The following is a 13,028-nucleotide window of genomic DNA, read 5'->3' on the forward strand; positions in this document are numbered from 1 at the left end:
ACCGACCCAGAAGGCACCACTTCAGTGCGCCATCAACTCGGAACCCCATTGATGCACATCTTCGGTGCGGCTCGCGCCCGAACGCACTGCTCGCAGCGTGGCGCGCACGCGGAGTGTGCACGAATGCGGCGCTGCAGCAGTTGGCACAGATTCTGCTGACGATGCATCAACCTGCCGAACCGGCAGCACGAGCAGTCGTAGTTGTTTCCACACTTTGGGGAGTTAGGCATGAAACGGACACTGGTAAATCTCGCTGTTGGCGCTCTTCTGGCCTCTTCGGCCGCTGCGTTTGCTCAAACCGCTGCTGCGCCCAAGTCGGACTGGTCCCTGACCGGCAATGCAGGTTTGTTCTCGGACTACCGGTTCCGCGGCTTCACTCAAACGGGCTACAGCTTCGCTTACCAGGGCGGCTTCGACCTGGCGCACTCGTCCGGCTTCTACGTCGGCAACTGGAACTCGAACGTCGAGCAAGGTCTGTACAACGGCGCTAGCCTTGAGATGGACTTCTACGGCGGCTACAAGGCATCGATCGGCGAGATCGGCCTGGACGTGGGCTATCTCTATTACTACTACCCGAAGTCCGGTGCGTTGGGCCTCATCAAGATCGACAACGGTGAGCTGTACGCAGGCGCGAGCTACGGCCCTGTGTCCGCAAAGGTCTTCTACTCGACCACCAACTTCTTCGGCTTGGGCAAGAACACGCCTACCGACTCCAAGGGCTCTTACTACCTGGACCTGACCGGTAACTTCCCGCTTGCTGAGGGCCTGACGCTGTCGGCGCACTATGGTTATCAGAAGATCAAGAACGGCAAGGCTCTGGGTCTGCGCAAGGACACCGTGTCTGACTATCGCGTGGGCATTACCAAGGATTTCTCCGGCTGGGCAGTCGGTCTGAACGTCGTGGGCACCACCGAGAAGCAGCTATTTACGACGGCTGAGTCCGGCTTTACCGAAGGTGCGGGCAAGACCGGTGCCGTTCTTTCGGTCTCCAAGACCTTCTGAGCTCGAAGCAGGACATAGGGGACCACCATGAAGATGATCACCGCGATCATCAAGCCCTTCAAGCTTGATGAAGTCCGCGAAGCCCTCTCGGGGCTGGGGGTGTCGGGCATCACCGTCACCGAGGTGAAGGGTTTCGGCCGCCAGAAGGGCCACACCGAGTTGTATCGGGGTGCCGAGTATGTCGTCGACTTCCTGCCCAAGGTGAAGGTCGAGGCCGCCGTGCCCGCCGATCTGGTTGACCGCGCGATCGAGGCCATCGAGGCCGCGGCGCGCACCGGCAAGATCGGTGACGGCAAGATTTTCGTGACCTCGCTCGAACAGGTCGTCCGGATCCGCACCGGCGAGACCGGCGGCCAGGCGCTTTGAAGCACAGGGGAGCATTCACAATGAAGCGTTTTTCTCAGTTGATCGCAGCCGCCGTGCTGGGTCTGGCCGTGTTCGCGGCCCATGCCCAGGCGCCGGCGGCCAAACCGGCCGATGCTGCTCCGGCAGCGACGGCTCCGGCCGCAGCGCCTGCTGCACCGGCTGACGCCAAGCCGGCTGAGGCTGCCCCGGCCGCCGCCGCGCCTGCGGCCGCAGCACCAGCAGCCGAGGCCAAGCCCGCCGAAGCTGCGCCGCCGGCCCCCACAGCCAACAAGGGCGACACCACCTGGATGCTGATCTCCACAGCCCTTGTGCTGCTGATGATCGTGCCCGGCGTGGCCCTGTTCTATGGCGGTCTGGTACGCAGCAAGAACGTGCTGTCGGTCCTCATGCAGGTCATGGTCGGCGCCTCGCTGATCCTGGTGCTGTGGGTCATCTACGGCTACTCCGTGGCATTCACCGCGGGCAATCCGTACTTCGGTGGCTTCTCCAAGCTGCTGCTTTCGGGCGTAACGCCTGATTCGATGGCCGCGACCTTCAGCAAGGGCGTCTACATCCCCGAGCTGATCTTTGTGGCCTTCCAAGGCACGTTCGCAGCCATTACCTGCGTGCTGATCGTCGGCGCCTTTGCCGAGCGCATGAAGTTCTCCGCCGTGCTCGTGTTCCTGGTGATCTGGTTCACATTCAGCTACCTGCCCATCGCTCACATGGTCTGGTACTGGGACGGCCCGGATGCGATCAAGGATCAAGCCACGCTCGACGCCGTGACGGCTGCCGCCGGTGCACTGTGGGCCAAGGGCGCGCTGGACTTCGCGGGCGGCACCGTGGTGCACATCAACGCCGGTATCGCCGGCCTGGTGGGCGCCTATCTGATCGGCAAGCGCATCGGCTACGGCCGCGAAGCCATGGCGCCGCACAACATGACGCTCGTGATGATCGGTGCCGCACTGCTGTGGTTTGGCTGGTTCGGCTTCAACGCCGGCTCGAACCTGGAAGCCAACGGTCTGGCTGCGCTGGCCTTCATCAACACGCTCGTGGCGACTGCCGCTGCTGTGCTGTCGTGGACCATCGCCGAGTGGATGAGCAAGGGCAAGCCCTCGATGCTGGGCGGCGCCTCGGGTGCAGTGGCCGGCCTCGTGGCCATCACCCCGGCGGCTGGCTTCGTCGGTGTCGGTGGCGCGCTCCTCATGGGCTTGGCCGCGGGCGTCATCTGCCTGTGGGGCGTGAACGGCCTGAAGCGTCTGCTCGGTGCGGACGATGCGCTGGACGTGTTCGGCGTGCACGGCGTGGGCGGCATCCTCGGTGCGCTGCTGACGGGTGTGTTCGCTGCCCCGAGCCTTGGCGGTCAGGGTATCTGTGACTACGTGGCCAACAAGTGCGGAAACTTCCCCGGCATCGGCGCGCAGGTCTGGATTCAGGCCCAAGGCGTGATCTACACGGTGATCCTGTCCGCAGTCGTCTCCCTCATCGCCTACAAGCTCGTGGACTGGACGATCGGTCTGCGCGTGAAGGAAGAGGAAGAGCGTGAAGGTCTGGACATCAACAGCCACGGCGAAACGGCCTACCACGGCTGATTGACCGGAACGTCAGTCCGAAGCAAGGGCGCACCGCAAGGTGCGCCCTTGTGCTTTGTGGGCAGCCAACGCCTGCCGCATCGGCGAATTGATCGTCACGCAACTCGCATGGGGCTTCCCTAGAATGCTTGAAAACCCTCCTTCTCACGCAAACTAGCCCCCATGGTTCCTCACCTCATTACCGCGCTGGCCGGGCCCCTGGCCGAGCTTGAGCGCACGGTGCTCAATGCCAGCCCGCAGATTGAGCGCTGGTTCCGCATGCAGTGGCAGGACAACCCGCCACCCTTCTACAGCTCGGTGGACGTGCGCAACGCCGGCTACAAGATCGCCCCGGTGGACACCAACCTGTATCCCGGCGGCTTCAACAACCTCGCGCCGGACACCCTGCCGCTGGCCATCATGGCCGCCACCGGCGCCGTGGAGCAGCACTGCGCCGACGCACGCAGCCTGCTGCTGATCCCGGAGAACCACACCCGCAACCAGTTCTATCTGCAGAATGTGCTGCGCCTGCAGCAGATCCTCAAGCAGAGCGGGCTCAACGTGCGTCTGGGCAGCCTCAACCCCGAAGTCACCGAGGCCACCCCGCTGGATGCCGGCAACGGCCAGAGCCTGACCGTGGAGCCGCTGCAGCGCGAGGGCGACCGAATCGTGCTGCCCGGCTTTCGGCCGTGCATCGTGTTGCTGAACAATGACCTGTCCGCCGGCCTGCCGGACATTCTCAAGGGTCTGTCGCCCAACCAGAACCTGCTGCCGCCGCTTCATGCCGGCTGGGCCGTGCGCCGCAAGTCGCACCACTTTGCGGCCTATGACCGGGCCGTGGGCGAGTTTGCGCAGTTCATCGACATCGATCCCTGGTTGATCAACCCATACTTCGCTGCCGTGCGTGGCGTGAACTTCCACGAGCGCGAGGGTGAGCAGCAGCTGGCCGACGCGGTGTCCGATGTGCTCAAGCGCATCCAGGCCAAGTACACGGAGTACGGCATCACGGAGCAGCCCTTCGTGATCGCCAAGGCCGACGCCGGCACCTACGGCATGGGCATCATGAAGGTGACCAGCCCCGAGGAGATGGTCGGCCTGAACCGCAAGGCCCGCAACAAGATGAGCGTGGTCAAGGAGGGTCTGCAGGTCTCTGAGGTGCTGGTCCAGGAAGGGGTCCCCACCATCGAGCAGGTGGATGGCGGCAGCGCCGAACCCGTGGTCTACATGATCGATCGGCATGTGGTGGGCGGCTTCTATCGCATCAATGCCGCGCGTGGCCGCGACGAGAACCTCAACGCCCCCGGCATGACCTTCAAGCCCCTGCCCTTTGCCGCGCCCTGTAACACGCCCGATTGCAGCGATGCCGTGGACGCCGGGGTGAACCGCTTCTACACCTACGGCGTGATCGGCCGCCTGGCAGCACTGGCCGCCTCGCTGGAGTTGGAGGCCACTCGCCCGCGCGCATCGGCCGCCGCCCCGGCGCTGGCCTGATCAAGATCCCGAACCCATGAGCCAAGCACCGCTGAAGCTGCTGTTCGTTGCCGATCCGCTGGACGGCTTCAAGACCTACAAGGACTCCACCTTCGCCATGATGCGCGAGGCCGCCCGTCGCGGTCATGCCATCTACGCCTGCGAAGTGAAGGATCTGGCCGCCGACCCCGACAGCGCGCTGATCGAAGCCACCGTGCAGCAGATCATCCTCACCGGCGACGAGCACGCCTGGTATGCGCCCGAAGGCCGGCGTGAGCGCATGAGCCTGAACCTGTTCTCGGGCGTGCTCATGCGCAAGGACCCGCCCTTCGACATCGAATTCTTCTACGCCACGCACCTGCTCTCGCGTGCCGAGAGTCAGGGCGCGCGCGTGTTCAACCGCGGCCAGGCTCTGCGCGACCATCCGGAGAAGCTGGCGATCCTGGAGTTTCCGCAGTTCACGGCGCCCACGCTGGTGGCGCGCGACATGGAGCGCCTGCGCGCCTTCCATGCGGAGCATCACGACGTGATCTACAAGCCGCTCGACGGCATGGGCGGCATGGGCATCTTTCGCGCCGTGCAGGGCGAGCACAACCTGTCCGTCATCCTGGAAACCCTGACGGCCGGCGGCACGCAGACCATCATGGCGCAGAAGTACCTGCCGGCGATCGTGCATGGCGACAAGCGCATCCTCATCATCGACGGCAAGCCTGTGCCGTGGTGCCTCGCGCGCATTCCGAAGGGCGGTGAGACCCGCGGCAACCTGGCCGCCGGTGGCACCGGCGTGGCGCGCGAGCTCACCCGGCGCGACCGCGAGATTGCCGAGACCCTCGGCCCCACACTCGCCGCGCGCGGTCTGTTCCTCGTCGGGCTGGACGTGATCGGCGATCATGTCACCGAGATCAATGTCACCAGCCCGACCTGCTTCCAGGAGATCACGCAGCAAAGCGGCGTGGACGTGGCGGCGATCTTCATTGACGCGCTGGAGCAGCGCATTGCCGCAGGCTATTGAACCGGCGCAGATGCTGCTGAAGCATCCACCGCGATAATCCCCCCTGACATGGTTTCATTTCTGCTCATCACACACGCTCCGGTGGGTGCGGCCTTGCTGGAAGCAGTGGCGCACGTGTTCGGCGGCGCAGTGCCGCGCTGCGAGGCGATCGACGTGATTGCCGACGAGAGTCTGGCCGACATCCAGGCCCGGGCCTGCGTGCGCATCGACGCGATGGACGACGGCGACGGCGTGCTCGTCCTGTCGGACCTCTATGGCGCGAGCCCTTGCAACTGTGCGAGCCGCCTGTCGCAGCCCGGGCGCGTGGAGGTCATCAGCGGCGTGTCCCTGCCGCTCCTGATCCGCGCCATCAACTACCGCACGCAGTCGCTGCCCCAGCTGGCTGAGCAGCTCATTTCCAGCGCGGCGCAAGGCGTGGTGCGCATTGCCAGCCACGCGCCGCAGAACCAGATGTTCCGACCGATTCCCGATGCTCAGGCAAGACATCAACATCAGCAATAAGTTGGGCCTGCACGCGCGGGCCAGCGCCAAGCTCTCGCAGACCGCCGGCCGCTTCGAGAGCGACGTGCAGATCTCGCGCAACGGGCGCAAGGTCAATGCCAAGTCCATCATGGGCGTGATGATGCTGGCCGCCGGCATGGGCAGCACCGTCACGCTCGAGATCGACGGCCCGGACGAGGCCGAGGCGATGGCGGCACTGACGGCGCTGATCAATGACAAGTTTGGAGAGGGTGAGTGAAGGCCCTGCGGGCCTTCACTCACCCTCTCCGAGGGAAGCAGGTGGGCACCCCCCTCCCGTCCCCTCGCCTCTCGGGTGGAGGTCGACGGCGTCGCCCTCCCCTGCGGGGTGTTTGTGGGCACCCCCCTTCCGTCCCCCCGCCGGGCGGGGGGAGACTGGCGATGGCGTGGGGGCTCGGCGGGCTTGGTTGGCTTACTTTCAGCATTTGATTGAAAAACGGGCTGGAAAGCGGCCGATTTTCAATGGATTGTTGAAAACGAGATTTCCGGCTTTCCGCTAGTGGCAGGCGGATCCTGGGCAGTTTGGATAGTTTTTCGCGCCGGTGCATCTCATGCCGGCGCTTTCTGGGAGGCGGGTGCGCAATGAAGACGCTTTCGGGCATTCCGGCTTCGGGCGGTATCGCCATCGGGCGGGCGCATGTGCTGGCGGCGCTGGCCGTGGAGGTGTCGCACCACTTCATCGAGCCCGAGCAGCTGGACGCGGAGCTCTCGCGCTTTGACGCCGCCGTGGAGCTGGCGCGCACCGAGCTGGCCGAGGTGCGCCAGAACCTGGAGCACGACGCCCCCACCGAGCTGGGCGCCTTCATCGAGGTGCATGAGCTCATGCTGGCGGACCCAATGCTCACCGTGGCGCCGCGCAGCCTGATCACTGAGCGCCGCTACAACGCCGCCTGGGCCCTGTCCACGCAGGTCGAGGCCCTGGCCAAGACCTTCGAGGACATGGACGACGCGTACCTGCGCGAGCGCAGCTACGACGTGCGCCAGGTCGGCGAGCGCATCCTCAAGCACATGACGCAGGACAGCGCGGCGGGCCAGAGCGCACGGCCCGCCGACGAGCTCGGCGAGGACATCGTGATCGTCGCGCATGACATTGCGCCGGCCGACATGCTGCAGTTCAAGGAAACGCGCTTTGCCGGCTTCGTGACGGACCTGGGCGGCGTGACCTCGCACACCGCCATCGTCGCGCGCAGCCTGCAGCTGCCCGCCGTGGTGGCGGCCAGTGATGCGACAACGCTGATCCATCAGGACGACTTCATCATCGTCGACGGCCACGACGGCCGGATCTACGTCAACCCGGACGCCGCCACGCGCGAGCGCTTTGCGCGCAAGGCCGCCGAGGAGCACGCCACCCGCGCCGCACTGGGCAGTCTGCGCCATGTGCCGGCCGTCACGCCTGCGGGCGAAGCCATCGAACTGGCCGCCAACATCGAAGTGCCGGAGGACGTGGATGGCGCCGTGGAGATGAACGCCGACGGCATCGGCCTGTTCCGCACCGAATTCCTCTTCATGGGCCGCAAGCAGCTGCCTGATGAGGACGAGCAGTTCTCTGCCTATGCCCGCGTGGTGCTGGCCATGGCCGGCAAGCCGGTGGTGATTCGCACCTTGGACATCGGCGCCGACAAGACCCTGGCCGAGGAGGTGGACCTGCAGGCCGTGGTGGCGCCCAACCCGGCGCTGGGCCTGCGCGCCATCCGCTACTGCCTGGCCAACCCGGAGATGTTCCGCACCCAGCTGCGCGCCATCCTGCGTGCCTCGGCGCTCGGCCCGGTGAAGATCCTGATCCCCATGGTCGCGCATGAGCATGAGGTCGATCAGGCCCGCGCCGCCATCGAGCGTGCGAAGAAGGAACTCAAGGCCCGCGGCGAAAAGTGCGCGGCCAATGTGCCCGTGGGCGCGATGATCGAGATCCCTGCCGCGGCGCTCATCCTGGACCGCCTGCTGCCCAAGCTGGACTTCTGCTCGATCGGCACCAATGACCTCATCCAGTACACCCTGGCCATCGACCGCGCCGATGCCGAGGTGGCGCATCTCTACGACCCTGCGCATCCTGCCGTGCTGCACCTGATCGAACACACCATCCGCACCTGCAAGGCGGCGGGCAAACCGGTCAGTGTGTGCGGCGAGATGGCAGGGGACACCAAATACACCGAGCGTCTGCTCGCCATGGGGCTGACCAGCTTCTCCATGCACGCCGGCTGCATCCTGCCGGTGAAGTCCATCATCCGCGGCTCGGCGGCAGCTGCCCCGTTGGCCCAGCCCATGGCCAACACACCGCACGCATGAGCTACAGCGTCAAGGAAATCTTCTACACCCTGCAGGGCGAAGGTGCGCAAGCCGGCCGCGCGGCCGTGTTCTGCCGCTTTGCCGGCTGCAACCTCTGGAGCGGCCGCGAGGCCGACCGCGAGAACGCCACCTGCAAATTCTGCGACACGGATTTCGTCGGCACCGATGGCACGGGCGGCGGCAAGTTCGAGACGGCCGAGCAGCTGGCTGCCGCGGTGGCTGCGCACTGGCCTGCGGCGTCCTCCGGCCGCCGCTTCGTGGTCTGCACCGGCGGCGAGCCGCTGCTGCAGATCGACGCGCCGCTGATCGACGCCCTGCATGCCCAGGGCTTCGAGATCGCCGTGGAAACCAATGGCACCCTGGCCGCGCCGCCCGGGCTGGACTGGATCTGCGTCAGCCCCAAGGCCGGGGCGGAGTGGGTGCAACGCAGCGGCCACGAGCTCAAGCTCATCTGGCCGCAGACCGGCATCTCGCTCGATGAGGCCGAGGCCGCGGAATTTCAGCACCGCTTCCTGCAGCCCATGGACGGCCGCGCGCAGCACGGCGTGATCGACCTCACCGCCCAGCGCCGCAACACCCAGACCTGCATCGAGACCTGCATGGCCCGCCCCGCCTGGCGGCTCTCGCTGCAGACCCACAAGATCACCGGCATCCGCTGAGCACTCGGCGCTGCTGCGCACGCCTACACTGCGAGCCTTGGCAGCACACGCCCAGTCATCCCGTCCTTGAACGTGCAGCCAAAGTCATGGCGCGCAGGCGCCGTCATCATTCATGCCCCACGAAATTTCCCAGCGCTTCAACTTCGAAGCTGCCCACACCCTGCGCCGCGAGATCGAGGCCGAAGGCAGCCGCCGTGTGCACGGCCACACCTACTTTGCCGAGGTGGCCGTGCGCGGCACGCCCGATGCGACGACAGGCATGGTCATGGACCTCGGGCTGATTCGCCAGCACCTTGCCGCCGTGCGTGAGCAGCTGGACCACCACTTTCTGGATGACATCCCCGGCCTGGGCGTGCCCACTCTGGAGAACCTGTGCAGCTTCATCGCCGCGCGATTTGCCGATCAAGGCGTGCGGCTCTCGCGCGTGCGGGTGTGGCGCGAGGGCGTGGGCGACAGCTGCACCCTCACCCAGGACTAGCGCATACAATCCACCTCACGCGCCGATTTGCATTCCTGCTTGCGGGCGCAGTGTTCGAAAGAGCACAACAAATACGGCTAAAGAGGAATCGGAACCCCGCCGGCCCTCTTTGCGAGTCCTGCGGGGTTTTTGTTTGCGCGGCCGGAATAGACAGATCGTGGATCAGGGCGTCGTTCAGTTCACCGACATCGGCTTTGGCGATCCGCTGCGCCTGCGCTCGGGCGCGAGCTTTGGCCCCTACCACCTGCGCGTGGAGACCTACGGCACCCTGAACGCCGCCAAGAGCAATGCCGTGCTGGTGTGCCATGCGCTCAACGCTTCGCACCACGTGGCCGGCCACTATGCCGACGACCCCAAGAACATCGGCTGGTGGGACAACATGGTCGGGCCGGGCAAGCCGGTGGATACGAACCGCTTCTTCGTCATCGGCGTCAACAACCTCGGCAGCTGCTTCGGCTCCACCGGCCCGGCCAGCATCAACCCCGCCACCGGCCGCCCCTGGGGGCGCGACTTCCCGGTGGTGACCGTGGAGGACTGGGTGCAGGCCCAAGCGCGCCTGGCCGACCACTTCGGCATCGATCGCTTTGCGGCCGTCATGGGCGGCAGTCTGGGCGGCATGCAGGCGCTGTCCTGGGCCATCCAGTATCCGGAGCGTGTGGGCCACTGCGTGGTGGTCGCCTCCACACCCAAGCTCTCGGCGCAGAACATCGCCTTCAATGACGTGGCGCGCCAGGCCATCCTGACCGACCCGGACTTTCATGGCGGCGACTACTACGCCCACGGTGTGGTGCCCAAGCGTGGCCTGCGCGTGGCGCGCATGATCGGCCACATCACCTACCTGAGTGGCGATGACATGGCCGAGAAGTTCGGCCGCCAGCTCAAGGGCGACGCGCCGCGCTTCGACTTCGGCACCGACTTCGAAGTCGAGAGCTACCTGCGCTACCAGGGCGACAAGTTCAGCAGCTACTTCGACGCCAACACCTACCTGCTCATCACCAAGGCGCTGGACTACTTCGACCCCGCGCGGGACCACGGCGGTGATCTGGCCAAAGCCCTCGCGCCCGCCCGCGCGCAGTTCTTCCTGACCAGCTTCACCACCGACTGGCGCTTCTCGCCGGAGCGCAGCCGGGAGATCGTGAAGGCCTTGGTGGCCAACCGCCACCGCGTGAGCTACTGCGAGATCGACGCCCCGCACGGGCACGACGCCTTCCTGCTCGATGACGCGCGCTATCACGCCGCCGTGCGGGCCTACTTCGAGCGGATCGAGGTGTAGGCATGCAGCGCAGCGCTCGAACACTCAAAGGCCTTTCCGCTTGTCTGGAGCGGGTTTCCAGCCATTTTGGTCTGAAGAGCGGCTCCCAGAGCCATTCTTGCCTTTCACGTCCGGGCATGGAGGCTGCGGCATGAGCCTGCGCCCCGATCAGCTCTACGTGACCCAATGGGTGCCCCAGGGCAGCCGCGTGCTGGACCTGGGCTGCGGCGACGGCGAGCTGCTCGCCTGGCTGCGCGACCACAAGGGCTGCACCGTACTCGGTGTGGATGGCGATGATGCGGCCGTGCTCGGCACGCTTTCGCGCGGCGTGGACGTGATCCAGCAGGACCTTGAAGCCGGCCTGAGCCTCTTCGAGGACAACGCCTTCGACGTCGTGCTGCAGCTCGAGACCCTGCAGCAGATGCAGCGCGTCGAACCCATGCTGGCCGAGATCGCACGCGTCGGCCGCGAGGCCATCCTGTCCTTCCCCAACTTCGGCTACTGGCCGCACCGCTGGCAGCTCATCTGCGGCCGCATGCCTGTCAGCGAGACCCTGCCCTACCAGTGGTACGACACGCCCAACATCCGCTGCGCCACGCTCAATGACTTCGCCGACCTCGCCGCCAAGTTCGGGCTCGATGTGGAAGATCGGCTGGCCCTGCATCACGGCCAGCCCGTGAGCCTGCTGCCGAATCTGCGCGGCGAGCTGGCGGTGTTCCGGTTCAGACGGCGCTGAATGTTCGATCGATCGCGCCGCAGCGTTCGGTTACATCTGGCACATCTCGTTTAACCCCGCGCCCGGTCCTGCTCCGTTGAAGCCTTAACAGCCCGCCTCCAAGGGCTGCTCAGGAGCAAGACCATGAAGAACATCCCGCTCAGCTTGACCCTTGCCGCCGCCGCGCTGGCCGGTGCCTTCAGTGCCGCACCGGCCCACGCCGTGGGGCGCCTGGCGGACGTGGACATCATTGACCGCGACACCGGCCGGCAGCTGCCCGTGTATCAGCACCGCGGCCGCTGGTATGTCGAAGGCACGCCGGGCAGCCGCTACGCCATCTCCCTGCGCAACCAGCGCGGCGAGCGTGTATTGGCCGTGATGTCGGTCGATGGCGTGAACGTCATCACCGGTGACACCGCCGCGCCCGATCAGGACGGCTATGTGTTCTCGCCCTATCAGCAGTCGCAGATTCTGGGCTGGCGCAAGAGCGACTCGCGCATCGCGCAGTTCGTGTTCACCGCCCTGCCCGACAGCTATGCCGCGCGCACCGGCCGGCCGGACAACGTGGGCGTGATCGGTGTGGCGCTGTTTCGCGAGCAGGCCCCGCGCTGGGAGCCGCCGGTGAACACCGCGCCCGCGCCCTGGTTTGAAGGCCGCGGTGGTGCGGCCAAGCCCGGTGCTGCGGCGGAGTCCGCCCCCGCGTCGGCCTCCCCTAGCGCCGACGCCGCCCGCAGCCCGGAGGCCTCCGCGATGAACAAGGGCTTCGGCGCCGCGGCACCGCAGCGGCAGGAACGCCTGGGCACCGGCCACGGCGCCAGCGAGTACTCCTACGCCGGGCGCACCACGTTCGAGCGCGCCAGCCGCCGCCCGGCCGAGGTCATCACGATCTTCTACGACAGCCGCGAAAACCTGCTCTCCCAAGGCGTGATCCCCCGCCCTTGGTGGCCCAACCCGGCCGCGCAGCCCAACCCCTTCCCGGAGCAGGCGCGCTACACCCCGGACCCGCCGCCGCGCTGGTGGCGTTGAGCGATAAGCTGGAAGGCCTACCACCTTCCAGCTATCCCAAGTGAGCGAGTTTTCCGTTGTTCAGGATCTGTTGTTCTTCTCACCTTGGTTTCTCGCGTTCGGCCTGATCGCGCAAGCACGCACGAACCAGTGGAGCTGGCATCTCACCAGAGGAATTGCGCTTGTTGCTTGCGTCTGGGCGCTGTTTGACGCTGTGAGTACCTCTATAGGCCACGGGTGGGTGAGTGTGCCTAACGCCAACAGCGAGCTTGAAGATGTCCCGTGGCGAGGGGCATGGCTTTACTTCATTGGCCTGTTCATGCTGCTTGGCGGACTGCTTTGGCCGATCGTTGCTCGGGTCATCCGCTTCCGAGATGCCGCGCGCCATACTTTGGATCTGCTGGCGATCGTGTTGTACGGAGTTGGATGGGCAGCGACTTTTCTGTTTGCTTCGTTCTTTACATCGTTTGAGAAGGCGGTGTTCTCGATTGCGATGTTCTCTTGCCTTGCGACGATGTATCTCGTCGGAAAGAAGTACGGCATGGGCCATGCCTTCTTCACGGGGATCGGGTTCCTTCTTGTAGCTTTCGGGTTCTACATCGCGGTGGATCGCGTATAGGCACACAACCACCCGGCGAAACACAATCCGCGCTTCTGGTGCGGTTCTTCAGACCAAACGGCCTGAAGAACCGCGCCCAGAGCGCGGAAAGCACTTGA

14 protein-coding genes are annotated in these 13,028 nt (G+C 65.7%); all 14 read left to right on the plus strand.

Translation table 11 applies throughout. From position 1 onward, the window contains the following. Nucleotides 1–228 precede the first annotated feature (228 nt). The 14 genes from ACMDW7_RS00440 (at nt 229) to ACMDW7_RS00505 (ending at nt 12,930) form a co-directional block, all read left to right on the plus strand. The gene (locus ACMDW7_RS00440) at nt 229–1,002 is read left to right on the plus strand and encodes a TorF family putative porin (RefSeq protein WP_377304860.1); all 774 of its coding nucleotides are present in this window, start codon (nt 229–231) and stop codon (nt 1,000–1,002) included. A gap of 27 nt (nt 1,003–1,029) precedes the next feature. Beyond that, nucleotides 1,030–1,368, plus strand: a complete 339-nt coding sequence (locus ACMDW7_RS00445) for a P-II family nitrogen regulator (protein ID WP_054124452.1) — start codon at nt 1,030–1,032, stop codon at nt 1,366–1,368. A 20-nt stretch (nt 1,369–1,388) separates the two neighbouring features. Then, nucleotides 1,389–2,939 (plus strand): ammonium transporter, encoded by a 1,551-nt coding sequence (locus ACMDW7_RS00450; RefSeq protein ID WP_377304862.1) that lies wholly within the window; start codon nt 1,389–1,391, stop codon nt 2,937–2,939. A gap of 162 nt (nt 2,940–3,101) precedes the next feature. Further along, nucleotides 3,102–4,409, plus strand: coding sequence for a glutamate--cysteine ligase (gene gshA / locus ACMDW7_RS00455; RefSeq protein WP_377304864.1), 1,308 nt, complete (start codon nt 3,102–3,104; stop codon nt 4,407–4,409). A gap of 31 nt (nt 4,410–4,440) precedes the next feature. Further along, on the plus strand, nt 4,441–5,400 hold the full coding sequence (gene gshB, locus ACMDW7_RS00460) for a glutathione synthase (protein WP_377305067.1): 960 nt from the start codon (nt 4,441–4,443) through the stop codon (nt 5,398–5,400). Between the two features lie 48 nt (nt 5,401–5,448). After that, entirely contained in the window at nt 5,449–5,901 is a 453-nt protein-coding gene (locus tag ACMDW7_RS00465; RefSeq protein WP_377304866.1) for a PTS sugar transporter subunit IIA, read from the plus strand. Continuing rightward, on the plus strand, nt 5,870–6,139 hold the full coding sequence (locus ACMDW7_RS00470; RefSeq protein ID WP_377304868.1) for an HPr family phosphocarrier protein: 270 nt from the start codon (nt 5,870–5,872) through the stop codon (nt 6,137–6,139). Before ACMDW7_RS00465 ends, ACMDW7_RS00470 begins: the two co-directional genes overlap by 32 nt. Nucleotides 6,140–6,501: 362 nt before the next feature. Beyond that, nucleotides 6,502–8,202, plus strand: coding sequence for a phosphoenolpyruvate--protein phosphotransferase (gene ptsP, locus ACMDW7_RS00475; protein WP_377304870.1), 1,701 nt, complete (start codon nt 6,502–6,504; stop codon nt 8,200–8,202). Further along, entirely contained in the window at nt 8,199–8,861 is a 663-nt protein-coding gene (queE, locus tag ACMDW7_RS00480; RefSeq protein ID WP_377304872.1) for a 7-carboxy-7-deazaguanine synthase, read from the plus strand. The genes ptsP and queE overlap by 4 nt, the downstream gene beginning before the upstream one ends. Before the next feature lie 112 nt (nt 8,862–8,973). Further along, nucleotides 8,974–9,339, plus strand: a complete 366-nt coding sequence (locus ACMDW7_RS00485) for a 6-carboxytetrahydropterin synthase (RefSeq protein WP_377304874.1) — start codon at nt 8,974–8,976, stop codon at nt 9,337–9,339. A gap of 157 nt (nt 9,340–9,496) precedes the next feature. After that, complete coding sequence (gene metX, locus ACMDW7_RS00490; protein WP_377304876.1) at nt 9,497–10,612, plus strand: homoserine O-succinyltransferase MetX; 1,116 nt, start codon at nt 9,497–9,499, stop codon at nt 10,610–10,612. A 130-nt stretch (nt 10,613–10,742) separates the two neighbouring features. Beyond that, the gene (gene metW, locus ACMDW7_RS00495) at nt 10,743–11,327 is read left to right on the plus strand and encodes a methionine biosynthesis protein MetW (protein WP_377304878.1); all 585 of its coding nucleotides are present in this window, start codon (nt 10,743–10,745) and stop codon (nt 11,325–11,327) included. Between the two features lie 123 nt (nt 11,328–11,450). Beyond that, entirely contained in the window at nt 11,451–12,332 is an 882-nt protein-coding gene (locus tag ACMDW7_RS00500) for a hypothetical protein (RefSeq protein ID WP_377304880.1), read from the plus strand. Nucleotides 12,333–12,372: 40 nt separating this feature from the next. After that, nucleotides 12,373–12,930 carry a hypothetical protein gene (locus ACMDW7_RS00505; RefSeq protein WP_377304882.1) on the plus strand — a complete coding sequence of 186 codons (558 nt, stop codon included), beginning with the start codon at nt 12,373–12,375 and terminating at the stop codon, nt 12,928–12,930. Nucleotides 12,931–13,028: the final 98 nt, after the last annotated feature.

This window comes from Piscinibacterium candidicorallinum (genome assembly GCF_047549485.1).
Lineage (GTDB): Bacteria > Pseudomonadota > Gammaproteobacteria > Burkholderiales > Burkholderiaceae_C > Piscinibacterium > Piscinibacterium candidicorallinum.